Source organism: Lentisalinibacter orientalis, from assembly GCF_040706535.1.
GTDB classification, from domain to species: domain Bacteria; phylum Pseudomonadota; class Gammaproteobacteria; order Steroidobacterales; family Woeseiaceae; genus Lentisalinibacter; species Lentisalinibacter orientalis.
Window position 1 is genome coordinate 716,127 of record NZ_JAPDRJ010000001.1, and the last position, 21,045, is coordinate 737,171.

28 protein-coding genes are annotated in these 21,045 nt (G+C 68.8%); 2 read left to right on the plus strand and 26 right to left on the minus strand.

Translation table 11 applies throughout. The features are described from left to right. Positions 1–23: 23 nt before the first annotated feature. From ACJMK0_RS03155 to ACJMK0_RS03175, 5 genes are all read right to left on the minus strand, one after another. Positions 24–230: a SlyX family protein gene (locus ACJMK0_RS03155; RefSeq protein WP_405235423.1), complete on the minus strand. Its 207-nt coding sequence runs from the start codon at positions 228–230 to the stop codon at positions 24–26. After that, positions 230–694, minus strand: coding sequence for an FKBP-type peptidyl-prolyl cis-trans isomerase (locus ACJMK0_RS03160; protein WP_405232842.1), 465 nt, complete (start codon positions 692–694; stop codon positions 230–232). The genes ACJMK0_RS03155 and ACJMK0_RS03160 overlap by 1 nt, the downstream gene beginning before the upstream one ends. Before the next feature lie 155 nt (positions 695–849). Beyond that, a complete protein-coding gene (locus ACJMK0_RS03165; RefSeq protein WP_405235425.1) occupies positions 850–1,245 on the minus strand; it encodes an MAPEG family protein in 396 nt (131 codons plus the stop codon). A 21-nt stretch (positions 1,246–1,266) separates the two neighbouring features. Beyond that, positions 1,267–1,938, minus strand: coding sequence for a glutathione S-transferase family protein (locus ACJMK0_RS03170; protein WP_405235427.1), 672 nt, complete (start codon positions 1,936–1,938; stop codon positions 1,267–1,269). 93 nt (positions 1,939–2,031) lie between these two features. Further along, positions 2,032–2,652, minus strand: a complete 621-nt coding sequence (locus ACJMK0_RS03175; RefSeq protein ID WP_405235429.1) for a sulfotransferase family protein — start codon at positions 2,650–2,652, stop codon at positions 2,032–2,034. Between the two features lie 152 nt (positions 2,653–2,804). Here ACJMK0_RS03175 and ACJMK0_RS03180 point away from each other — a divergent pair, with 152 nt between their 5' ends. After that, positions 2,805–3,182: a DUF2784 domain-containing protein gene (locus tag ACJMK0_RS03180; RefSeq protein ID WP_405235431.1), complete on the plus strand. Its 378-nt coding sequence runs from the start codon at positions 2,805–2,807 to the stop codon at positions 3,180–3,182. Here ACJMK0_RS03180 and ACJMK0_RS03185 read toward each other — a convergent pair. From ACJMK0_RS03185 to ACJMK0_RS03265, 17 genes are all read right to left on the minus strand, one after another. Continuing rightward, positions 3,179–4,837 (minus strand): BamA/TamA family outer membrane protein, encoded by a 1,659-nt coding sequence (locus tag ACJMK0_RS03185; RefSeq protein WP_405235433.1) that lies wholly within the window; start codon positions 4,835–4,837, stop codon positions 3,179–3,181. The genes ACJMK0_RS03180 and ACJMK0_RS03185 overlap by 4 nt on opposite strands. A 2-nt stretch (positions 4,838–4,839) precedes the next feature. Continuing rightward, entirely contained in the window at positions 4,840–6,006 is a 1,167-nt protein-coding gene (locus ACJMK0_RS03190) for a hydroxymethylglutaryl-CoA reductase (RefSeq protein ID WP_405235435.1), read from the minus strand. A 132-nt stretch (positions 6,007–6,138) separates the two neighbouring features. Further along, positions 6,139–6,498 (minus strand): TraR/DksA family transcriptional regulator, encoded by a 360-nt coding sequence (locus ACJMK0_RS03195; RefSeq protein ID WP_405235437.1) that lies wholly within the window; start codon positions 6,496–6,498, stop codon positions 6,139–6,141. A 55-nt stretch (positions 6,499–6,553) separates the two neighbouring features. Further along, entirely contained in the window at positions 6,554–8,728 is a 2,175-nt protein-coding gene (locus ACJMK0_RS03200; RefSeq protein ID WP_405235438.1) for a prolyl oligopeptidase family serine peptidase, read from the minus strand. A 69-nt stretch (positions 8,729–8,797) separates the two neighbouring features. Next, the gene (locus ACJMK0_RS03205) at positions 8,798–9,538 is read right to left on the minus strand and encodes a class I SAM-dependent methyltransferase (RefSeq protein WP_405235440.1); all 741 of its coding nucleotides are present in this window, start codon (positions 9,536–9,538) and stop codon (positions 8,798–8,800) included. 10 nt (positions 9,539–9,548) lie between these two features. Next, a complete protein-coding gene (locus ACJMK0_RS03210; RefSeq protein ID WP_405235441.1) occupies positions 9,549–10,064 on the minus strand; it encodes a GNAT family N-acetyltransferase in 516 nt (171 codons plus the stop codon). Positions 10,065–10,125: 61 nt separating this feature from the next. After that, entirely contained in the window at positions 10,126–10,683 is a 558-nt protein-coding gene (locus ACJMK0_RS03215) for a GNAT family N-acetyltransferase (protein WP_405235443.1), read from the minus strand. Next, positions 10,673–11,056 (minus strand): DUF302 domain-containing protein, encoded by a 384-nt coding sequence (locus tag ACJMK0_RS03220; RefSeq protein ID WP_405235445.1) that lies wholly within the window; start codon positions 11,054–11,056, stop codon positions 10,673–10,675. The genes ACJMK0_RS03215 and ACJMK0_RS03220 overlap by 11 nt, the downstream gene beginning before the upstream one ends. Before the next feature lie 70 nt (positions 11,057–11,126). Then, a complete protein-coding gene (locus ACJMK0_RS03225; RefSeq protein WP_405235447.1) occupies positions 11,127–11,927 on the minus strand; it encodes a nucleotide-binding protein in 801 nt (266 codons plus the stop codon). 141 nt (positions 11,928–12,068) lie between these two features. Continuing rightward, the gene (locus ACJMK0_RS03230; RefSeq protein ID WP_405235449.1) at positions 12,069–12,788 is read right to left on the minus strand and encodes a hypothetical protein; all 720 of its coding nucleotides are present in this window, start codon (positions 12,786–12,788) and stop codon (positions 12,069–12,071) included. Beyond that, on the minus strand, positions 12,785–13,264 hold the full coding sequence (locus tag ACJMK0_RS03235) for a hypothetical protein (RefSeq protein WP_405235451.1): 480 nt from the start codon (positions 13,262–13,264) through the stop codon (positions 12,785–12,787). The genes ACJMK0_RS03230 and ACJMK0_RS03235 overlap by 4 nt, the downstream gene beginning before the upstream one ends. Beyond that, complete coding sequence (locus ACJMK0_RS03240; protein ID WP_405235453.1) at positions 13,261–13,599, minus strand: tRNA-binding protein; 339 nt, start codon at positions 13,597–13,599, stop codon at positions 13,261–13,263. The genes ACJMK0_RS03235 and ACJMK0_RS03240 overlap by 4 nt, the downstream gene beginning before the upstream one ends. Next, positions 13,596–14,162: a hypothetical protein gene (locus ACJMK0_RS03245; RefSeq protein WP_405235455.1), complete on the minus strand. Its 567-nt coding sequence runs from the start codon at positions 14,160–14,162 to the stop codon at positions 13,596–13,598. Before ACJMK0_RS03245 ends, ACJMK0_RS03240 begins: the two co-directional genes overlap by 4 nt. 25 nt (positions 14,163–14,187) lie before the next feature. Next, the gene (locus tag ACJMK0_RS03250; RefSeq protein ID WP_405235457.1) at positions 14,188–15,087 is read right to left on the minus strand and encodes a heme o synthase; all 900 of its coding nucleotides are present in this window, start codon (positions 15,085–15,087) and stop codon (positions 14,188–14,190) included. Beyond that, positions 15,074–16,087 (minus strand): COX15/CtaA family protein, encoded by a 1,014-nt coding sequence (locus tag ACJMK0_RS03255; protein WP_405235458.1) that lies wholly within the window; start codon positions 16,085–16,087, stop codon positions 15,074–15,076. Before ACJMK0_RS03255 ends, ACJMK0_RS03250 begins: the two co-directional genes overlap by 14 nt. Positions 16,088–16,119: 32 nt before the next feature. Next, positions 16,120–16,704 (minus strand): hypothetical protein, encoded by a 585-nt coding sequence (locus ACJMK0_RS03260; protein ID WP_405235460.1) that lies wholly within the window; start codon positions 16,702–16,704, stop codon positions 16,120–16,122. Positions 16,705–16,738: 34 nt separating this feature from the next. Then, positions 16,739–17,482, minus strand: a complete 744-nt coding sequence (locus ACJMK0_RS03265) for an SURF1 family protein (protein WP_405235461.1) — start codon at positions 17,480–17,482, stop codon at positions 16,739–16,741. A gap of 128 nt (positions 17,483–17,610) precedes the next feature. Here ACJMK0_RS03265 and ACJMK0_RS03270 point away from each other — a divergent pair, with 128 nt between their 5' ends. Then, positions 17,611–17,805, plus strand: a complete 195-nt coding sequence (locus ACJMK0_RS03270) for a twin transmembrane helix small protein (RefSeq protein WP_405235462.1) — start codon at positions 17,611–17,613, stop codon at positions 17,803–17,805. Positions 17,806–17,834: 29 nt separating this feature from the next. On the opposite strand, the gene ACJMK0_RS03275 is transcribed toward ACJMK0_RS03270, so the two are convergent. The 4 genes from ACJMK0_RS03275 to ctaD are packed head-to-tail and all read right to left on the minus strand — an operon-like array spanning position 17,835 to position 21,035. Beyond that, a complete protein-coding gene (locus ACJMK0_RS03275; protein ID WP_405235464.1) occupies positions 17,835–18,701 on the minus strand; it encodes a cytochrome c oxidase subunit 3 in 867 nt (288 codons plus the stop codon). Positions 18,702–18,758: 57 nt separating this feature from the next. Next, the gene (locus ACJMK0_RS03280) at positions 18,759–19,310 is read right to left on the minus strand and encodes a cytochrome c oxidase assembly protein (RefSeq protein ID WP_405235466.1); all 552 of its coding nucleotides are present in this window, start codon (positions 19,308–19,310) and stop codon (positions 18,759–18,761) included. Between the two features lie 3 nt (positions 19,311–19,313). After that, positions 19,314–19,442 carry a hypothetical protein gene (locus ACJMK0_RS03285; RefSeq protein ID WP_405235468.1) on the minus strand — a complete coding sequence of 43 codons (129 nt, stop codon included), beginning with the start codon at positions 19,440–19,442 and terminating at the stop codon, positions 19,314–19,316. 6 nt (positions 19,443–19,448) lie between these two features. Further along, positions 19,449–21,035, minus strand: coding sequence for a cytochrome c oxidase subunit I (gene ctaD / locus ACJMK0_RS03290; RefSeq protein WP_405235470.1), 1,587 nt, complete (start codon positions 21,033–21,035; stop codon positions 19,449–19,451). Positions 21,036–21,045 lie beyond the last annotated feature (10 nt).

Below are 21,045 nucleotides of genomic sequence, written 5' to 3' on the forward strand. Positions count from 1 at the left end.
TGCCGGCTGTCCCCGCGCCCGGATCAGTAGTGGGGCGGCGGTTCGTCTCCCCGGGGCTCGTCCGCCGGCCCCGACTCGAGCTCGCCGATGCGCTCGAGAGCCAGCGCCAGCCGTGACTGCAGGCTCTCTATCATGCGCAGCTGCGCGGCCACCTCGCCGCTCAGGGTCTCGTTGGCGTCCTCCAGATAAGCCACCTTCGCCTCGAGGTTATCGATCCGGTCATCCGTCATCAGTGCACGTGGCCGTGTTCCACTTCTTCCTCGGTGGCCTCGCGGACTTCCTGTACCTTCACGTCGAAGTGCAGCACCTGGCCGGCCAGGGGATGGTTGGCGTCGATGGAAACGCCGTCGTCATGCACTTCCCGCACGGTGATGATCTGGGTCTGCCCGTTCGGCCCCTCGGCCTGGAACTGCATGCCGGGCTTCACTTCCTCGACGCCCTGGAAGGCGCTCAGCGGGGCCTTCTGGATCAGGTCCGGGTTCACCGGGCCGTAGGCCTCTTCCGGCTGCACCGTGACCTGCACCTCGTCGCCCTCGGCCTTGCCGGCCAGCGCCTTCTCCAGGCCCGGGATGATGTTCTGCGCACCGTGCAGGTATTTCAGCGGCTCGCGGCCCGCGGAGCTGTCGAGCTCGTTCTTGTCGTCGTCGGTCAGGGTGTAGTCGATGGCGACGACGCAGTTTTCAGCAATCTTCACAGGGTTCTCCATAGTGTTCTTCAGCGGGGCGGTCGCGGCCACACCGCATCGTGGATTGTCGCGCCAGGAGGCGCCGGCGCCATGCCGGTTCCCGGGCCACTGCCCGTAGGGTAACGCTTTCGGCGCCGTTATGCAGGGCGGGCGGGGCTCTCGCGTCAGGCCAGCGCCCGGTAGAGGAGGTCCAGGCAGAGCACCGTGCCGAAGACGTAAGTGCCGAGCGCGCCGAGCAATCGCAGCGGATGCGGGTGGCGCAGCGACGGCGCGAGCAGCATGCCCGCCACGATCATGTAGCGGCTGGCCGTGGCGCCGATCATGATCCACTGCAGCCAGACCGCGCTGGTGGCGGTGCCGGCCACCCAGATCAGCAGCGCCAGCATCGGCGCGTACTCGATGGTGTTGCCGTGGGCGCGCACCAGCTTGTGCAGGATATCCGCGGGGTCGTCGGGGTAGCCGACGCCCGTCTTCGCCCGGCGCCGCGCCAGCGACACGCCCAGTCCGAGCAGGAACACGAGCAGCCCCAGCAGTGCGATACAGGTGGCCATCACGGTCATCGTCGTGCTCCTGCCGGCGGCTCAGCCGGCGTAGGAATAAGGGCCGCCGCGCTCCAGCGCCCGGCGGTAGGCCGGCCGCGCGTGCACGCGCTCGACGAAGGTGCGGATGCGGGGGAAGGCTTCGCCGACGCCGCCCCGGGCCACCGCGGCCTCGAGGGGGAAGCTCATCTGCACGTCGGCGCCGGTGAGTTCCTCGCCGGCGAACCAGCTGCTGCGGCCCAGTTCCTCCTCGATGAAGCCCAGGTTCTGTTCGAGGCGGGGCTCGATGAACGACTTCCTGACGCCGGCGCCGATCAGGCCGCCGACGGGACGCAGCAGCAGCGGCATGGGCGGTTGCGACAGGCGCTCGAATACCAGGCCCATGACGAACAGCGGCATCAGCGTGCCTTCGGCGTAGTGCAGCCAGTAGGTGTAGCGCAGGCGCTCCTCGGAGTCCGCGGGCGGGATCAGCCGGCCGCCGCCGTGGCGCGCGATCAGATACTCGATGATGGCGCCGGACTCCGCCACCACGCGGCCGTCTTCCTCGATCACCGGCGATTTGCCCAGCGGGTGCACCGCCTTCAGGGACTCGGGGCCGAGCATGGTCTCGGGGTCGCGCTCGTAGCGCCGTATCTCGTAGTCGGCGCCCAGTTCCTCGAGCAGCCACAGCACGCGCTGGGAGCGCGAGTCTTCCAGGTGATGGACGGTGATCATGTTCTCTCCTCGTTGCGGCACGCCGGCGACGGCATTACGACGGCGCGGCGGCGCGGCAGCGCGCCGGCGCACAGGGTACCGCAACGGGAGCGGTCAGTGCGCTTTCACCCGCTCCCGGAACTCCCGGGTGGTGTTCACGTGGGGGAACGGCATGTCCGGCACCTCGACGCCGAGCGCCTTGCACAGCGGTTCCCAGCCGGCGCCGGTGGGCCAGTCGATGAGGCGTTCCGGCGGCACTGCGGCGCGCACCGCGGCGTTGTGCCGCTCGTAGGCCTCGAGGCAGGCGTTGTCGTCCTCGAGCTGGTCGGTGAAACGCTCGCGCATGATGGCGTGGATCATGTCTCCCCACGGCGTGTCCTCGTCTTCCTCCATCGCCTGGAAGATGGTCGCCCGGGCGCTCAGGAGCCAGTCCTCGGCGCGGCGGTGGGACAGGAGCACGAAGGCATCCGGAAACGCCGCGACGAGTTCGGGCCAGAACGCGGCCGCCGGCCAGTCCTCGGTGCTGACGTAGTCGCCGAGGAAGCGCCGCCAATCGGGCATGCGACCTTCCGCGGCCGCCTGCCATACCGTTTCGTGCTCCCGGTGCGCGAGGACCTCGTCCATGTCGTAGCAGCGTCCGTCGAGCAGGTGCTCGAGCGCGCGTTTCAGGGAATGGGTGCCCGTCCTGCCGACCCCCGCGCCGATGACGCGAATACCTGTTGCCGACTCGTTCACTGGTTCCTCCTTCCGATGCCGAACCGCGCGGCCGGGGCCCCCCGGCCGGGTGCCAGCGCTCTCTGGTGTCTGCCTCGATAGGAGTCAGTTTCGCTCCGCCGGTTCGGCGTGTAACTATGGGATTTACGCAAGCCGCCGGGAGGCAAGCGCCGATGGCCGCAAGCCTGGCCGCAGACGCCGTACTCTTGCTGCACGCCGCGTTCATCGTGTTCGTCGTGGCCGGCGGCCTGCTCGCGCTGCGCTGGCCGCCGGCCGCGCTCGCGCACCTGCCCTGCGCCGTCTGGGGGGCGGCCATCGAGTTCACCGGCGGCGTCTGCCCGCTGACCCCGCTGGAGCAGCGCCTGCGTGCGGCCGCGGGCGAGGCGGGCTACAGCGGCGGTTTCATCGAGCACTACCTCCTGCCGCTGATCTATCCCGCCGGTCTGACGCCGACGGTGCAGCTGGTGCTCGGCAGCGGCGTGATTCTCGTCAACCTGGCGGTCTACGGCCTCGTGCTGCGGTGCCGGCGGGCCGCCAGGCCGCGGTCCTAGAAGCTGCGCTTGCCTTCCACGCTGATCTGCACCGAATCGAGAGAGTCGTCGCCGTCCAGGGGGAAGGCGACGTCGATGTGGATCACCTTCTCGCTGCCGCCCCGGGTGGGCGCCAGGCGCAGGCCGAAGCCCGCATCCTTCAGCAGTCCGAGGCTGCCGCCGCCCACCGGGTTGTCGCCCCAGGTGCGGCCGATGTCGGCGAAGACCGCGCCGCCGACGCGGAAGAAGCGCCACGGGTACCAGTCGGTGAAGTAGCGCTGCTCGATGGTGAAGACCGCGCTCGCTTCGCCCGTCTGGTAGCGGATGGGGTAGCCGCGCAGTCCGGTGTCGCCGCCCAGCTGCAGCGGGTTGTCCAGGTCCAGATTCTCGCTCACCGCGCCGTGCAGGGTCATGAAGAACAGCCGCTTCTCCGACTGCTTGTGGTAATAGCGGATGGAGCCCCGCACCAGCCCGTTCTCGATGTTGCCGGATTCCAGCCGGGCCGATGCCCGGGCATCCAGCAGCAGCATGCGCTCGGCGGGCGTGCCGTAGCCGCGGCTGGCGGCGCCGGAGACGATCCAGGCGTCCCGGTCCGCGCCGAACGACTCGTCGCTCCAGCCGATGCTCGCCGACAGCCGGGTGCCGAGGAAGAAGTCTTCCGTGCGGCCGATCTGGTCGTGGTTCATGGCCTCCGTATAGCGGTCCTCGATGATCTCGACGCCGATATAGGGATAGACCAGTTTGCGGTCCTCCGGCACCGGCCCGGCCCGCACGAGGTCGTCGGGCGGGCCGAACACGTTGTCGTCGTAGACCACGCCGGCGCGCCAGCGGCGGGTCCAGCCGTCGCTGAGTCCCGGCGACCAGCCGTACCAGGCGTGCAGCAGGTCCTCTTCGTGGCGGTAGTCGACCACCTCGTCGCCGAGCTCGTACAGCGATTCCTCACGGTCGTCGGTGAATCCCGTGAAGCCGCCGGCCCAGCGCGTGTCGAGGGCGTAGAAAGGGCGCCAGACGCTGAGGGCCTGAGTGGAGCCGTCCGTGTTGTCGGAGTAGCTCAGGTCCACCGAGATCCAGTTGCGCCCGAGCTGGCGGTCGGAATAGGTGACGCGGCGGGAATCCCGGTCGACGTCGTTCTCGAATTCCAGCGCGATGGTCGCGCCGGTGCCGAGGAAATTCTGGTCCTCGACCCCTACCAGCGAGCGGTTCTCGCCGCCGGAGCGCGAAAGCGACAGCGAGGGCTCCAGCGTCCATACGTCGCGGGTGCGCACCAGCACGTCCACCTTGCCGTCCTCGTAGGCCACCGGCACCACCAGCGCATCGAACAGGAAGCCGTTGCTGCGCAGGATGCGCTCGGATTCCGCGAGCAGGCGCGGGTCGTAGGAGTCGCCGCTCGAGAACAGCAGCTGGCTGGTGATGACGGAGGGCCGGGTCAGCGGATGCAGCCGGTTGGCGAGCCGGTACAGTGCCCTGTCTTCCTCCGGCTGGCTGGTGTCGAAGATCTGCTGGCGGTCGAGGCGCACCTCGCCGATCACCGCCCCCATCGCCACCAGTTCCTCGTCGCTCGGCAGGCTCTCGGGCCGTTCGTAGCTGAAGGCAGGCTCCGGATCCGCCGGGTCAGCCGCTCCTGCCGGCGCGGCCGCCAGCAGCGCGAGCAGTACCGTGGCGGCCCACCTCCCCACGCTCAGCGGTTGCGGCCGTAGCTCTCGTGGCTGGACACCCATTCGTCGGCGACGATGGCGCCGCCCAGCGAGAGCTCCCCGCAGAGCACGGTCGCGGCCACGATCTCCGCCAGTTTCAGCACCTTGCCCTTGCCGTAACATCCGAGTACCTCCAGGCACTCCCGCTGGGTCGGCAGCCCCGTGCCGCCGCCGTGGGTGGCGACGATCAGGGACGGTAGCGTAATGGAGAAATAATAATCCCCTTCCGGCGTCAGTTCCGCGTGGATGATGCCGGCACTGGACTCCGCGACGTTGGCCACGTCCTGGCCGGTGGCGATGAACATGGCCGTGATGGCGTTCGCGGAATGGGCGCCGTTGTTGTTCGCCCCGGACAGCATGGCACCGAGATTCGCCACCTGTCGACCCCGCAGCACCAGGCTGGCCGGCGCGTGGGTCACCGAGGTCAGCAGTTCGCCGGGGATGATCGCCTCCGCGGTCACCCGCTTGCCCCGGGTGTGCAGCACGTTGACCTGGGAGCTCTTCTTGTCGGTGGCGAAGTTCGACTCCAGGTAGTAGTGGTCGATGCCCGGATAATTGGCCTTGATCCAGTCGCAGGCCGCCCGGGTGGCCCGGGTCACCATGTTCTGGCCGGCCGCGTCGCCGGTGGTGTAGTCGAAGCGCAGGTAGCGGAACCGGCTGGCCGAGTATTGCTCGATGTTGCGCAGCTTCGCGACGCTGCTGGTGGATTCCGCCTGCTCGCGGATCGCGTCGATGTTCTCCTCGATCCAGATGCCGAACTCGCGGGCATCCCGCGCGCTCTTGAAGATGAAGGCGGGCGCCCGCTGCATGCAGTCGTCGTGCACCGTCGTGCGCACGCCGCCGGCGGCCCGCAGCAGTTTCATGCCACGGTTGTAGCTCGCCACCAGGGTGCCTTCGGTGGTGGCCAGGGGGATGTAGAACTCGCCCTCGGCGTGTTCGCCGTGCACCAGCAGCGGTCCCGCCAGCCCGATGGGCACCTGGGCCACGCCGATGAAGTTCTCGATGTTGCCGGGCAGTACCGACGGCTCGAAGGAGAACTGGCCGACGTGGCGCAGTCTGACGCCGGTGCGCTCGCCGACGAAGCCTCGGCGCTTCTCGGCCATCTCGGGGGTGTAGTCGTCGTCGCGCGACCTCGGCACTGAATCCGTCATTGGGGAGCCACTCCACTTTCTCTGGACATAAAAAAACGGGCAGCCTGCAAGGCCGCTCGCGTCCATGGTAACCCCCGGTGATGCCGCGAACAGTCGCAGTTTCCGCAATATGACGGCGGTGGGGGTGGGCGCTCAGCGCCGGGGTTGCTCGACACTCTCGGCGCAGCCGATGCACAGCGCGGTGGCCGGATCGAGTTCGAGCCGCTTCGGGTTGATGGCCTCGCCGCAGCGCACGCAGCGGCCGTATTCGTCGTCGTCCAGGCGCTGCAGCGCGGCGCGGATGCGCAGGATATTCTCGCTGCGCCGCCGGCTGGTCGCCCGGGACATGGCCTGGGCCTGCAGCGCGTCCATCCGCGACAGCCGCCCCACGCGGGCCTGATCCAGCTCCACCGTGCGCCCGGCGTCCTCGCCCGCCTCTCCGGCCGCGACGATCTCTTCCAGCAGGGCCGTGAGCTTTTTGCGGACCTGGGCGTTTTGCTGCGAGAAGGTCATAACCGCTTTCGAGTCTACAGACCCGGGCGGGTCGGAGGCGTGAACCCGCGCACAATTAGCCCCCGTCGCCCCCGTCGCCCCCGTCGCCGCCCAGCGCGTCCCACAGATAGGTGTAGATCAGCGCCTCCACCCGGGCCCGCTGGGCGTTGTCGGCGGCGCCCGCGTGGCCGCCGACGGTGTTCTCGTAGTACAGGACGTCGTGCCCCATCGCCTCCATCCGCGCCACCATCTTGCGCGCATGGGCCGGGTGCACCCGGTCGTCGCGGGTGGAGGTGGTGAAGAAGGCCCGCGGGTAGTCCGCCTCCGGATCCAGGTTGTGGTAGGGCGAGTATTCGGCGATGAAGTCCCAGTCGCCGGTGTCGGGGTTGCCGTATTCACCCATCCAGGAGGCGCCGGCCAGCAGCTGGTGGTAGCGCTTCATGTCGAGGAGCGGCACCTGCACCACCACGCCGCCGAACAGGTCGGGGCGCTGGGTCAGCATGACGCCGGTCAGCAGGCCGCCGTTCGAGCCGCCGCGGATACCTAGGCGTTCGGGGACGGTGACGCCCCGTTTCACCAGGTCCTCGGCGACCGCGATGAAGTCGTCGTAGGCTCGCTGGCGGTTCTCGCGCAGCGCGGCACGGTGCCAGCGCGGGCCGTACTCGCCGCCGCCGCGGATGTTGGCCAGCGCGTAGGCACCGCCGCGGGCGAGCCAGCTCGAGCCCAGGACGGCGCTGTAGGAGGGCGCCATGCTCACCTCGAAACCGCCGTAGCCGTACAGCAGGGTGGGCGTGTCGCCGTCCGCGTCGAAGCTGGCGGGCAGCACCAGGAAGTAGGGCACCCGGGTCCCGTCGCGGCTGGTGGCGAAGTGCTGCTCCACGCGCATGCCGTCGGTGTCGAAGTAGGCGGGGAGGGAGCGCACGTCGCCCGTCCGGCTGCCGCCGTCGCGGGCGAGGTAGAGCGTGTCGGGGGTGAGGAAGCTCTCGTAGCGGAAGAAGAAGTAGTCCGACGTCTCGGTGGCGCTCACCAGCGTGATGTCGCCGTCCTCCGGCGCCTCGATCCGCTGGCGGGTCCAGCGGCCGTCCTCCCGGGTGAAGCGGGTCAGCCGGCTGACCACGTCCTCGAGTTCGTTCACCACCAGGTGACTGCGCGTGCGTATCACACCCGTCGCCGCACCGCTGACGATCGCCGTTGCGGGAGCGGGCTCGATCAGCATCTCGAAGTCCCGCTCGCCGTCCATGAATGCCGCGAAGTCCGTGGCGAGCAGCGCGCCCTGGGGATACTCCCGGCCGGCGGGCGCCCAGGCGCTCTTCAGCTCCACGATCATCTGCGCGTCCAGTATGCCGTGCAGCTCGGCGTCTTCCGGAATGTCGATCCTGGCGAGCTCGCCGTCACGGTAGAGATAGCGTTCGCTGGTGAAGAAGGTCTTGCCGCGGCTGGCGATGTCGTAGTGTCTGTCGCCGTTGCCATGGCCGTCCCGCACCCGAACGACGCTGACGGCCACGTCGGTCTTCTCGCCGGCGAAGATCTCCGGCGCCTCGGCCAGCGGCTGGCCGCGCCGCCAGCGCCGCGCGGTGCGCGCGTAGCCGGAGTCGGTCAGGCTGCCCGGTCCGAAGTCCGTGCCGACGTACAGTGTGTCCTCGTCGGCCCAGCTCACCACGTGCTTCGCCTCCTCCAGCCGGAAGCCGTCGTCGACGAAGCGCGCGGTCACGGTGTCGAATTCACGCACCACGGTGGCGTCGGCGCCGCCTCTGGACAGGTGCACGAGGCAGCGGCGGTATTCCGGCGGCAGGCAGCTCGCGCCCTTCCAGACCCAGTCCTCGTTCTCGCGCCGGGCGAGGGCGTCCAGGTCCAGCAGCACCTCCCAGTCGCTGCCGCCGTGGGCATAGTCGTCCAGCGACATGCGGCGCCAGAGGCCGCGGCGGTTGCCCGCGTCCTGCCAGAAGTTGTAGACCATCCCGCCGCGCAGCGCCGGTTCCGGGATCCGCGCATCCGAATCCAGGATCTCCAGGCCGCGTTTCTTCAGCGGCCCGAACAGGGGCCGCGACTCCAGGTAGCCGAGTGAGGACTCGTTGCGTTCCTCCACCCAGGCGAGTGCTCGTTCGCCTTCCACTTGTTCCAGCCAGATCCAGGGGTCGTCGGGCGTCTCGGCGCTCATGGTGTCTCCTGCCGGCAGCAGTGCCGTTATCGCCATCGAAATCGCCATCGAAATCGCAAGAAGTGCCGCCGTTCCCTGCGTGGTCTTGCGCATGGACCGCGTCTCCTCCGTACTCGAAAACGGGCGCATCCTAACATCCCCGACGGCCGCCGGAACGGCGTCTCAGCCGGGGCGCCGGAACACCAGGAAATGCTGCTGCGGCAGGAAATCCTCGTTGCGGACGAACTCGAAGCCGGCCGCCTCCAGCTCGCGCCGGGCCTGCGCCTCGCTCATCTTGTGCAGGCGCTTTATCGGCACCGACGGATCCTCGGCGCGGTACTCCACCAGCACCAGCAGGCCTCCCGGCCGCAGCGCGCGCAGCAGGCCCGCGGCCATCTCCCGCGGATGGGAGAACTCGTGGTAGGCATCGACGATCAGGGCCAGGTCGACGGCCGCCTCGGGCAGGTTCGGGTCGGTGATGCTGCCGCGGACACCGCGGACGTTGTCCACGCCCTCCTCGCGCCCGCGCTCCTCGATGATGGCGAGCATCTCCGGCTGGATGTCCACGGCGAGGACCTCTCCCCGCGGGACGCCCGGCGCGATGCGGAAGCTGAAGTAACCGGTCCCGGCGCCGACGTCCGCCACCACGTCGTCCTCCGCCAGCGGCAGATTCCGCACCAGGAGATCGGTGCGCTCCTCCTGCTGGCGGGACGGGCGCTCCAGCCAGCCGGCGCCCAGGTGGCCCATGACATGGGAGATCTCCCGGCCCATGTAGAACTTGCCGATGCCGTCGCGGCTCGGAGTGCCGTAGCGGTAGGGGCTGTCGCCGGTCTCTGCCGCCGCGCCCGCGAGGGGCGCGGCGAGCAACAGAAAGACGGCGGCTGCCTGTAACGCCGCGCCGAGACGCGTGCGGTCTGCTCGCATTGCTTACCTCCTAGCGTCTGCGCCCGGTCCAGTCCGCGCGCTCGAGGCGGTGGATGACCACGTCCATGTCCTTGATCCGCGTCTCGCCCCAGGGCCGCTCGCCCAGCTTCTCGGCCACCCGGATTGACGGTCGGTTGTCGGGATGGATCAGGCTGATCACGTGGTCCTGGTCCAGATTGTCGAAGCACCAGTCCAGCGCGGCCTCGGCCGCCTCCGTGGCGTAGCCGCGGCCGGCGTATTCCTGGCCGATGAGCCAGCCGATCTCGAAGCCGGGCCAGCCCTCGGGGTGGATGAAACCGACGCGGCCGAGGAAGGTGCCGTCCCGCCGGTCTTCCACGGCGAACAGGCCATAGCCCCGGATCTGCCAGTGGCCCAGCATCATCGCGATGTGGCGCCAGGTCGTCTCGCGGTCGAGCGGGCCGCCCATGTAACGCATGTGCTGTTCGTCGGTATGCATGCGGGCGAGTGCGTCGAGGTCGCGTTCCTCCGGCAGCCGCAGCAGCAGTCGTTCGGTCTCGAGTCTCATCGTGGTGGCCCTCCCCGGAGCAGCATAGGCGCGGAGCCGGGCCGCCGCCAGCACTGCCCCGCTATCCCGGCGGCCACTCCTCGCGGGTGATGGCCCAGCGCTCGTGATCCCGCCAGCGCCCGCGGATCTTGAGATAGCGCGGCGAGTAACCCTCGAGCCGGAAGCCGAGGGCGCCGACCAGCCGCCGGGACGGCTCGTTGCCCGGCTGGATATTCGCCTCGAGACGGTGCAGCCGATGCACCCTGAACGCCCGGGTGATGACCTTGCGCATGCCGGCGCGCATGTAGCCGCGTCCCGTCCAGGGTAGGAAGGCGTAGTAGCCCAGGTAGCCGCTGCGGAACACGCCCCGGACGATCTCGTTGACATTGATGACACCGGCGATGCGCTCGTCCGCCGTCATGACGAAATAGCCCAGGTTGCTGTCCTGCTGCAGACGGTCGAGATAGGCCCGGTAGCCGGCGAGGGAATCCGGCGCGACCACCCAGGGCCCGTGCAGGTCCCGGCTGAGCCGCACGGCGGTCAGGAACTCGCCGGCCATGCTCCGCTCCGGCCGTCGCAGGCTTACTGCCGGTTCGGGCTCCGGATGCTGCGGGGCGGCCGCGGCCGGCTTATTTTGCATCCTCGATCATGCGCTGCATGGTGGCCTCGACCTCCGCGGCCACCTCGGCCAGCTCCGGCCGGTCCGACAGCAGACCCAGCATCTCCTTCGGGCTCAGCAGGCCGATGCGGGTACGGCCGTCCTGCTCGTAGACGGACACCCGGCAGGGCAGCGCCATATTCATGCTCATGTCGGCGGACAGCACCTTCTGCGCCTGTTGGGGATTGCACACTTCCAGCACGCGGCATTCGTTCTCGATGGGCGCGCCCTTTTCCTGCAGGGTCGCCTTGAGATCGTAGATGTGCAGCACGCCGAAGCCGTGTTTCTTCACCGCCTCCTGCAGATCCGCGGTGGCCTGCTCGACGCTTTTCGACGATTCGGTGATCTGTTTCACGGGGTTCCTCCTTGCCTCCAGCGCTTCCTCTATTGAAACACGCGGCCGTACGCCGCGGCACTACGTAGTGCTACCGGTGACCGGCGCCCGGTCCGGACCCGGGTGCGGACCATTGCGGCCCGTCACGGACGGTCGGTGCAGCCGCCTGCGTCCCGGGCCGCACGGGTTCTTCCGGTTCCGCGCCGGGGACGCGGGAGCGCCAGCCCTCCAGCCAGGCGACGATGCGGTCGAGATGCACGAGGTCCTTCCTGACCCGGTAGGGCTTCATCTCGTACAGGCCGATGCCGTCTTCCGCCGCGCTAACGTAGGCCTGGACGTCACGCAGCGCGGCGATGACCGGGATTTCCAGCGATTCCAGGAAGCGGGTCAGCTTGATGAAGCTGCGGGTATTGCGGCGGATGCGGTTCGCCACCACGGCCACGTTGCGGCGTCGCCGGTCGACGCCGGCGCCGATCAGCAGCTCGCCGATGAACCGGGCCGTGGCGTGGATGTCGATGGCCGAGGGCATCACCGGGATGATCAGGCTGGTGGCGTCCCGGGTGAGCTGGCGCAGCGCGTCCCGGTCGAGGCCGGCCGGCGAGTCCACGATGAGCGTCTCCGTCTCCTGCGGCACGCGCAGTTGCCAGCTCTGCGTCGCCGCCATGTTGCGCTTGTAGGCGGCGATGCCGTGCACGGGCGGCGCCTCCGCCGGCCTGCGCTCCAGCCAGCGCATGGCCGAGCCCTGAGGGTCGCAGTCCATCAGCGCCGGCCGCGGCCCCCGCAGGGCGTAGTGGCTGGCGAGATTCGTGGCGAGCGTGGTCTTGCCGCAGCCGCCTTTCGAGTTCAGGACGACGATCCTGTTGAGGCCGGGACGGGTCGGGATGGTGAGCATGGGATGGGGGATGATGACTCCGATGGCAGCGCGACGAACGTCCGACTATAGCGGAGGCGGGCGGTCGTTTTCAGTGTCGGCTGTCGCCGCAACCGGATCGCCACGTTCGCGGGGCGCCGTCGGCACCCTGGGAAAGCGTCCTCAGAGGGCGATCCAGATGGTGCTGGCGCGGGCCACGGGCTCGCCCTCCGCCGTGTAGATGGCCGATCCCGCGTAGTGCTTGCGCCCGGACCTGCGGATGGGCCAGCCGGCGACGACGCAGGACCGGCCGGCCGGCAGCGGCGCGGCGATCTGCACCGTTATGGTGCCGAGGACGACCGGAGCCGGGTTGCGTCCCATCGCGCCGAAGCCCGACGGACAGTCCAGCGCCGACCAGAGATAGATGGGCCGTACGTGTCCCGACTCGTCTGCCAGCGCGTCCGCCGGCTGCCACGGCGCTGCCACCCGGTCCGTGCCGGCAACGGGACCGGGATAGATGCACAGCCCGCCGTCCGCCGGGCTGCGCGCCGGGCCGCAGACGAAGCAGGTGGAGAACGTGTGGGCCTCGAAGCCGAGATAATCGCGGGAGGCCGCCCCCGCCTCTTCCAGGCTCGGGGCCGGCGGCAGGTCGCCCTCGATCGCGCCCGGCCGCGCGCTCGCGACAACGGTCTCGCCGTCCAGGAGTTCGCCGGTCTCCGCGCCCAGGCGCAGCGTCAGCGGCCGGTCGAGGGGCGGCGGCCGGTGCAGGCGCACCTCGGGCGTGCCGGGCAGGCGGGTGCCCAGCAGCCCCGCGCTGTAGCCGCCGTTGCCCGACTCCGGCGGTCCGCAATAGCGGGCGTCGATGACGACGGTCTCCTCCCTTGCTCCTGCCGTCGCGCTCACAGCGACTCCAGATAGGCGTCGGCCTGGCGGTCCGCCCGCTCCCAGGCACCGCGGACGGGTGTGCAGCTCACCTCGGGGATGCCGGTGGGTTCGGCCGTACCCAGCGGCTTCCGGTAGGGGATGGACCATTTCGCGTCGGCGATCAGGCTGGGCCAGAGAAACGGGTTCCACCAGGGCCTGGCGGTGGCGCGATAGAGTTCGGCTTCCGGCGCGCCGCATTCGATGCGGTACTGCATGAACAGCGCGACGCTGTCCGTGTAATCCCGCCCTTCGTCCAGCGCTTCCCGGTCGGCCCAGTGGCCGTCGGAGCTCTCGAGGGTGATCTCCGCGGCGAACCAGCCGAGACCCCAGCCGGCGATCAGCAGGCCGCCGCCGATCAGAACCGCCGCCGTGAGCAGGAGTTCGCGCCGCTGCTGGCGGCGCTGGGTATCGCGCAGCCGGGCGGCGATGCGCGCGCGGCTCTCGCGGCCGCTCATGCCAGACGGCTCCCGTCCGCCACCGGCCGGTCCGGCACGGCCAGCACGACGCTGCCGTCCGCCTGCACGAAGCCGGTCACCAGGCATTCCGACATGAAGGGGCCGATCTGTTTCGGCGGGAAGTTAGTCACCGCCAGCACCTGGCGGCCCACCAGCTCGTCCGGCTCGTAGAGATCGGTGATCTGCGCCGAGGAGCGCCTCACGCCCACCTCGGCGCCGAAGTCCACGGTGAGCTTGTAGGCCGGCTTGCGCGCCTCGGGGAAGGGCTCCGCCCGGGTCACGGTGCCCACGCGGAGTTCCACCTGCTCGAAATCCTGCCAGCTGATCGCCTTCATTTGTTCCGTACGGGGTCCGATGAGGGCTCCTGCTCCTTCTTGCGCCGGAATCCGAGCCGGTGCCGTGACGATTCCTGCACCATCGTCTCCGGCGGCGTGGAGGTGTGCCCGCCGGCGAGCGAGGTGAGCCGCATCCGGATCATCTGCTGGTCCATGAAGTCGTAATGGGCGAGGTCGACGAGCAAGCGCTCGCCGTCCTGGCGCGCCACCCGGAGCTTGTCCTGATCGACGACCTCCAGCGCGGCGATGTCGTCCCGCCACATCAGGACGTAGCCGACGCCGCCCTCCACCGGCCCCTCCACCCAGTCGCTGCCGAATCGCAGCCGGCCCTTGCTGGCCGAACCGAACAGGGAGACGCCGGCGCCGAGGACGACGGAGGCGGCTGCCGTGAGGAGTCCGGCGGCCCCGTCACCGGTCAGCAGCAGCGCCACGCCGATGCCGACGATCAGTCCGGCTATGCTGCCCGAGATCGTGGCGGCGACGAGGCGCACCTTGTTCGGATAATAGACGGCGCTGACGACCTCGTCCGGCTCGAGTCTGGCGCTGTCTTTGTCCCCGGCCATGCCGCCGAGGATAACGGATGGGGAATCAGAACAGGTAGTGGTCGACCAGCAGCGCCGTGAACAGCGCCATGAGATAGGTGATGGACCAGGAGAAGGTGCGCATCGGCAACGACGGATCGTCGCTGACCTTCATCCGCCACGCGTACCACAGGAACACGCCGCCCAGCACGAGTGCGCTGGCGAGATAGAGCGGGCCGCTCATGCCCGTGAGCCAGGGCAGCAGCGTGACCAGCACGAGCAGGATGGTATAGAGCAGCACGTAGAGGCGGGTGAATTGCTCGCCGTAGGAGACCGGCAGCATCGGGATGCCCACCTTCGCGTACTCGTCCTTGCGGGCGATGGCCAGCGCCCAGAAGTGGGGCGGCGTCCACACGAAGATGATCAGGAACAGGATCAGCGCGTGGGCGTGCACCTCACCGGTGATGGCCGTCCAGCCGAGCACCGGCGGTGCGGCGCCGGCGGCGCCGCCGATGACGATGTTCTGGGGCGTCGCGTGCTTCAGGAACACCGTGTAGATGACGGCATAGCCGATCAGCGAACAGAAGGTCAGCACCGCGGTCAGGGGATTCACCCCGAACCACAGAATGAGCATGGACACCGCCGACAGCGCGCCGGCGAAGGCGAATGCCTGGGGCTCGGAGACCGTGCCGGTGGGCAGCGGCCGGTGCTGGGTGCGGGCCATGATCGCGTCGAAGCGCGCGTCCAGAATCTGGTTCACCGCGGCGGCCCCGGCGCTGGCCAGGCCGATACCGAGCGTGCCGAGGATGAGCGCGACCGGATCCGGCAGCCCCGGCACGGCCAGGAACATGCCGACGATGGCGGTGAACACGATCAGCGCCACCACGCGGGGCTTGGTGAGCTCGTAGTAGTCCCGCCAGTTGACGGAGCGGCTTCTCTCGAGAGTCTGTGCGTCAGTGTTCGGCATGCCGGACCAGATGGTTGTAGTTGAGCAGCGCCAGCAGCAGGAGCGCGGCGCCGGCATTGTGGGCAGTCGCAAGTGAGAGCGGCAGTGAATAGTGAATGATACCTATACCGATCGCCAGCTGCACTGCCAGTGCCCCCAGCAGGAGCGCCCCGGCCCGGCGCAGGGCCGGGGGGCGGCCGCCGCCCAGCGCCGCGATCGCGAGGCCGCCGAGTACCAGGGTGACCACGAGCGCGCCGATGCGGTGGACATAATGGATGGCGGTGCGGGCCGGGCTGTCCAGGATGCCGCCCTCGTAGTCGATGCCGAGTCCGTGCCAGGGCCGGAAGCCCTCGGCGAAGTCCATCTCCGGCCACCACTGGGTCTGGCAGGTGGGGAAGTCCGGACAGGCCAGGGCGGCGTAGTTGGTGCTGGTCCAGCCGCCGAGGGTGATCTGCGCACCGAGCAGCACGAGCCCCGCCAGCGCCAGCGTGCGCAGCCGGCGCGGTGCGCGCGTCATCGCTCCCGCCGTCCCCGCTCTGAACACGCCCAGCGTCAGCCAGAACAGCAGGCCCAGCGTGGTCAGCCCGCCCAGCAGGTGCAGCGTCACGATGAACGGCTTCAGCAGCAGCGTCACGGTCCACATGCCCAGCAGCGCCTGGGCGACGATGACGCCGGCCAGCGCGAGGGGCAGGCGCACCGGCTGCGCCGGGTCCCGACGGTTGGCCCAGGCGGCCGCGGCGATGGCGAATATCATCAGGCCGAGCGCACCGGCGAAGTAGCGGTGGATCATCTCCCGCCAGGCCTTGCCGTGGTCCACCGGGCGCTCCGGGAACGCGCCGGCGGCGTAGTCCAGCTGTTCGGCGGTCTTCGGCACGGTCAGCGTGCCATAGCAGCCGGGCCAGTCCGGGCAGCCGAGGCCGGCGTCGGTGAGGCGCACCCAGGCGCCGAGCACGACCACGCAGAGGGTCAGCACGGTCGCCGCCGGCACGAGCACGCGGTAGATTCCTGCCGCTCTGTTCATGGTCCTGTTCCTTCGATCCTGTGTTCCGGGGCTCATCCGATCCGCGAGATCTTCAGCAGCTTCTTCAGGTCGTCCTTGATGTTTTCCGGGTCCGCATCGGTGGGAAAGCGCATCATCAGGTTGCCGAGGGGATCGATGAAGTAGATCGCCGCTTCCCGGGACGGCAGGGCGTCGGCCAGCGCCGGGTTGTCGTCCAGCGCGGCGCTGACCAGGCCGGCCTGGGTGCGCTCCAGCCAGTCGGCGGCCGGCGGCTCGGCGCCGGAGAGGTAGAGCCGCTCCACCCGGTCGGCCTCCGCGCCCAGCGCCAGCCGGATCTGCCGGATCTTGATGATCTCCTGGCGGCAGGTCTCGCCGCAGGGCTCCGGGTTCACGTACACCATGGTCCAGTGATGGCGCCACCCGTCCGGCGAGAGGCTCTCGCCCGCCAGCGTCTCGATGGGCACCTCCGGCAGCACCACCACCGGCTGGATCAGCGTGCCGTGGTTGGTCTGGCCCGGCGGGCTCCAGTCGTCCACGCCGTAGTACAGGTACATGGCCAGGGCCAGCGGCCCCAGGAAGATCACCGCCAGCAGGATGAATTGCAGGCGGCCGCGCCGTCTTTGCTTCTGTTCGTTCATTCGTCCGTCGTTCTCGCCCGGGCCGCCGGCCCGGCTACTCGTTGTCACTCGCGGCCCGCGGGCGCCGCCTGACGTTGACCACCACGTAGATGACCGCCAGCGCCGCTGCCAGCGCGAACCACTGCACCGCGTAACCCAGGTGCCGGGACGCCGGCACTCCGCCCGGCTCCCACTCCCGCCGGAAACCGTCCGCGGCCTCCGGCGCGAGCAGCAGCACCCAGGGCGCCACCGGTTCCGACAGCGCCGCCGACAGCTCCGGGATATCCGGGAACTGGCGCACCGACGGCCAGCCGTCGGCCGCAGCGTCGCCGCCGCCGAGGTCGAGGCCCGCGACCGGCAGACGGCCAACCCGGCCCTCGAGCCGGCGCGTCCCCTCGCTCACCGCGATGTCGGCGGCCGGCCGGCGGCGGGCGTCCTGGGCGATCCAGCCCCGGTTCACCAGCAGCAGGCCGCCGCTCTCGAGCCGAAACGGCGTGATCACGAAGAACCCGTTGCGGCCCCGGCTCACCATGTTGTCGATCAGGAACTGGCGCTCGCTGTCGTAACGGCCCCGCGCGGTCACCGGTCGGTAGCGGTCCCGGTCGTCTCCGCTCACCGCGTCGGCGGCCGCAGGCTCGGCGGCGGAGGCCGCATATGCCTGCTCCAGTCCGGTCTTGTATTCGTAGCGCGACAGCTGCCAGACGCCGAGCCCGATCAGCACCGGCAGCAGCGCCACCGTCAGCAGGGTGGGCACCAGGGCCGGCCGGAATTCCCGCCGCGTGTCATCGACGTCGCTCATCGCCTGTCCATGGACACGCCCGCTCCCCGGGCGTTCCGCCGCATTCCTCGACATCGCCTGACCGGCGGGCGGCCTCGCGGCCGGACCGCTATACTTGAGGGTCCGGCGACAGCCCACATATCGACGCTATGAAACTCCTCGTCATCCTGATCCTCGGCGGGATCATCGCGAGCCTCGGCTCCGGGCTCTTCTACCTGGTCAGCGACAAGGACGGCTCCGGCCGTCTGGTGAAGGCGCTCACCTGGCGCATCGGCCTGTCCGTGGCTCTCTTCATCTTCCTCATCGTCGCCGGGCTCAACGGCTGGATCGCACCCAACGCCTGATCGGGCCCCGGCGCGCCGGCCGCTGCCGGCTAGAGCCAGTAGACGAAGATGTAGAGGCCCAGCCAGACCACGTCCACGAAGTGCCAGTACCACGCGGTCGCCTCGAAGGCGAAGTGGTGCTTGGCCGTGAAGTGGCCCCGTATCACCCGCAGGAAGATCACGGTCAGCATGATCGCGCCGATGGTCACGTGCATGCCGTGGAAGCCCGTCAGCATGAAGAACGTCGAACCGTAGATGCCCGACTCGAGCGTCAGGTTCAGATCCCGGTAGGCGTGCACGTACTCGTAGGCCTGCAGCCCGACGAACACGTAGCCGAGCAGGAACGTCAGCGCCAGGAACAGTGCGGTCATGCCGCGGTTGCCTTCGCGGATGGCGTGGTGGGCGATGGTCACGGTCACGCTCGAGGTGAGCAGGATGGCGGTATTGATCAGGGGCAGGCCCAGCGCGCCCATCTTCTGGAACTCGCCGCCGATGTCGGCGGGTCCGTTGGTGGGCCACGTGTCTTCGAAGCCGGGCCACAGCAGCAGGTTGGTGAAGAAGTTGTTGCCCTCGCCGTCCAGCCAGGGCAGCACGAAGGAGCGGGCGTAGAACAGCGCGCCGAAGAAGGCGGCGAAGAACATCACCTCGGAGAAGATGAACCACATCATCCCCATGCGGAACGACTTGTCCACCTGGGCGTTGTAGACGCCGCCCTCGCTCTCGTCGATGACGTCGCCGAACCAGCCGAACAGCATCACGACGATGACGCCGATGCCCGCGAACGTGATCCAGCTGCCGATGTCCGAGCCGTTCAGCCACATCGACACCCCGACCATGAGGAGGAAGAGGCCGACGGAGCCCACCACGGGCCAGTGGCTGCCGTGGGGTACGTAATAGCTGTCTTTGGTCTGTGCCATGGAGATGTCCCGCTGTCTTGACTGGCTGTCTTGTTATGGGCCGGGTGCGGTTGACGGTCAGTCGTCCGCCGCAGCCACCTGCTGTTCGGTGTCGAACAGCGTATAGGAAAGCGTCACCGTGTCGATGTGGGCGGGCAGCGCCCGGTCGACGATGAAACGCACCGGCATGTCCCTGCCCTGCTGAGCCTCGAAGGGCTGGTTGGTAAAGCAGAAACACTCCGTCTTCGTGAAGTGCCTGGCGGCCACCGGCGGCGACACGCTGGGCACGGCGCGGCCGACGGTGCCGTGATTCTGCAGGTTCTTCGCGAAGAAGGTGGTGTCGTAGAGCTTGCCCGGATGCACCTGCATCTTCGTGACGGTGGGCTCGAACTCCCACGGGCCCCGCTGGTTGACCGTGGCGACGAACTCCACCGTGATGAGGCGGTCCTCGTCGGGCTGTTCGGTAACCGTCACGGCCTCCGCGTTCGTGCGGCCGCCGAGGCCGGTGATCTCGCAGAACACGTCGTACAGCGGCACCAGCGCGAAGCCGAAGCCGAACATGGCGACGGTCATCACCAGCAGCTGCCAGGACAGACCCCTGTGGTTACGCTTGCCGCTGTCTTCCGTCATGGGCTAGCTGCCTCCCTGGCTGCGCAGATACTCGACGAAGATGAAGCCGGCGTAGAACCCCACGGCCACCACTGCCAGGATGATGGCGTTGCGTAGTGCCTTGCGGCGCTGTTCCGGCGTGCGTTCATCCACGGGCGCTTATTTGACCTCCGGCGCCTGCTCGAAGGTGTGATACGGCGCCGGCGAGGGCACCGTCCACTCCAGGCCCTTCGGGTTGTCCCACACCTCCGCCGTGGCGGGCTTGCCGCCGCGTGCGCAGGAGACGACGATCCAGACGAACAGCAGCTGGGACAGGCCGAAGCCGAAGGCCCCGACCGTCGCCAGCAGGTTGAAATCGGCGAACTGGGTGGCGTAGTCGGGGATGCGCCGCGGCATGCCGGCCAGACCCACGAAGTGCATCGGGAAGAACGTCATGTTCACGAAGATGGTGGTCAGCCAGAAGTGCCACTTGCCCAGCGTCTCGTTGTACATGTGTCCGGTCCACTTCGGCAGCCAGTAGTAGGCGGCCGCCATGATGGCGAAGATGGCGCCCGGCACGAGCACGTAGTGGAAGTGCGCCACCACGAAGTAGGAATCGTGGTACTGGAAGTCCGCCGGCACGATGGCGAGCATCAGGCCGGAGAAGCCGCCGATGGTGAACAGGAACAGGAACGCGATGGCGAACAGCATCGGCGTCTCGAAGGTCATCGAGCCCCGCCACATCGTCGACGTCCAGTTGAAGATCTTCACGCCCGTCGGCACCGCGATCAGCATGGTGGAGAACATGAAGAACAGCTGCCCGGTCAGCGGCATGCCGACGGTGAACATGTGGTGCGCCCAGACGATGAACGACAGGAAGGCGATGCTCGCCGTGGCGTAGACCATGGAGTCGTAGCCGAACAGCGGCTTCCTGGAGAACGTGGGGATGATCTCCGAGATGATGCCGAAGGCCGGCAGGATCATGATGTACACCTCGGGATGGCCGAAGAACCAGAAGATGTGCTGGAACATCACCGGGTCGCCGCCGCCGGCCGCGCGGAAGAAGCTGGTGCCGAAGAACTGGTCGGTCAGCAGCATGGTGACCGCGCCGGCGAGCACCGGCATGACGGCGATCAGGAGGTAGGCCGTGATCAGCCAGGACCACACGAACATGGGCATCTTCAGCAGCGTCATTCCGGGCGCGCGCATGTTCATGATGGTCACGATGATGTTGATCGCGCCCATGATGGAGGAGATGCCCATCAGGTGGACCGAGAAGATCAGCAGCGGGAAGGCATCACCGGTCTGCAGCACCAGCGGCGGGTACATGGTCCAGCCGCTGGCCGGCGCCCCGCCCGGCACGAACAGCGTGGCCAGCAGGATCGTGAAGGCCGCCGGAAGGATCCAGAACGACCAGTTGTTCATGCGCGGCAGCGCCATGTCCGGCGCGCCCACCATCATGGGGATCATCCAGTTGGCCAGGCCGACGAACGCCGGCATGACCGCGCCGAAGATCATGATCAGCGCGTGCATGGTGACCATCTGGTTGTAGAAGCCCGGGTTGACGAACTGCAGGCCCGGCTGGCCCAGCTCCGCCCGGACGATGAGCGCCATCGCGCCGCCCACGAAGAACATGAGCAGGCTGAACACCAGGTACATCGTGCCGATGTCCTTGTGGTTCGTGGTGAACAGCCACCGCCGGATGCCGGTCATCTCCGGGCCGTGATGGTGGTCGTCGTGGTGTAGCGCGTCGGTTGCACTGCTCATACGGATGGCT

Coding starts and splice junctions, on each gene's coding strand:
- ACJMK0_RS03245 (WP_405235455.1), bottom strand. CDS start 14,162: ATGGCCGGGGACAAAGACAGCGCCAGACTCGAGCCGGACGAGGTCGTC.
- ctaD (WP_405235470.1), bottom strand. CDS start 21,035: ATGAGCAGTGCAACCGACGCGCTACACCACGACGACCACCATCACGGC.
- ACJMK0_RS03225 (WP_405235447.1), bottom strand. CDS start 11,927: ATGCTCACCATCCCGACCCGTCCCGGCCTCAACAGGATCGTCGTCCTG.
- ACJMK0_RS03205 (WP_405235440.1), bottom strand. CDS start 9,538: ATGCGAGCAGACCGCACGCGTCTCGGCGCGGCGTTACAGGCAGCCGCC.
- ACJMK0_RS03200 (WP_405235438.1), bottom strand. CDS start 8,728: ATGCGCAAGACCACGCAGGGAACGGCGGCACTTCTTGCGATTTCGATG.
- ACJMK0_RS03260 (WP_405235460.1), bottom strand. CDS start 16,704: ATGAACGAACAGAAGCAAAGACGGCGCGGCCGCCTGCAATTCATCCTG.
- ACJMK0_RS03265 (WP_405235461.1), bottom strand. CDS start 17,482: ATGAGCGACGTCGATGACACGCGGCGGGAATTCCGGCCGGCCCTGGTG.
- ACJMK0_RS03170 (WP_405235427.1), bottom strand. CDS start 1,938: ATGATCACCGTCCATCACCTGGAAGACTCGCGCTCCCAGCGCGTGCTG.
- ACJMK0_RS03255 (WP_405235458.1), bottom strand. CDS start 16,087: ATGAACAGAGCGGCAGGAATCTACCGCGTGCTCGTGCCGGCGGCGACC.
- ACJMK0_RS03165 (WP_405235425.1), bottom strand. CDS start 1,245: ATGACCGTGATGGCCACCTGTATCGCACTGCTGGGGCTGCTCGTGTTC.
- ACJMK0_RS03250 (WP_405235457.1), bottom strand. CDS start 15,087: ATGCCGAACACTGACGCACAGACTCTCGAGAGAAGCCGCTCCGTCAAC.
- ACJMK0_RS03210 (WP_405235441.1), bottom strand. CDS start 10,064: ATGAGACTCGAGACCGAACGACTGCTGCTGCGGCTGCCGGAGGAACGC.
- ACJMK0_RS03275 (WP_405235464.1), bottom strand. CDS start 18,701: ATGGCACAGACCAAAGACAGCTATTACGTACCCCACGGCAGCCACTGG.
- ACJMK0_RS03155 (WP_405235423.1), bottom strand. CDS start 230: ATGACGGATGACCGGATCGATAACCTCGAGGCGAAGGTGGCTTATCTG.
- ACJMK0_RS03215 (WP_405235443.1), bottom strand. CDS start 10,683: ATGCAAAATAAGCCGGCCGCGGCCGCCCCGCAGCATCCGGAGCCCGAA.
- ACJMK0_RS03280 (WP_405235466.1), bottom strand. CDS start 19,310: ATGACGGAAGACAGCGGCAAGCGTAACCACAGGGGTCTGTCCTGGCAG.
- ACJMK0_RS03270 (WP_405235462.1), top strand. CDS start 17,611: ATGAAACTCCTCGTCATCCTGATCCTCGGCGGGATCATCGCGAGCCTC.
- ACJMK0_RS03235 (WP_405235451.1), bottom strand. CDS start 13,264: ATGAGCGGCCGCGAGAGCCGCGCGCGCATCGCCGCCCGGCTGCGCGAT.
- ACJMK0_RS03240 (WP_405235453.1), bottom strand. CDS start 13,599: ATGAAGGCGATCAGCTGGCAGGATTTCGAGCAGGTGGAACTCCGCGTG.
- ACJMK0_RS03180 (WP_405235431.1), top strand. CDS start 2,805: ATGGCCGCAAGCCTGGCCGCAGACGCCGTACTCTTGCTGCACGCCGCG.
- ACJMK0_RS03195 (WP_405235437.1), bottom strand. CDS start 6,498: ATGACCTTCTCGCAGCAAAACGCCCAGGTCCGCAAAAAGCTCACGGCC.
- ACJMK0_RS03190 (WP_405235435.1), bottom strand. CDS start 6,006: ATGACGGATTCAGTGCCGAGGTCGCGCGACGACGACTACACCCCCGAG.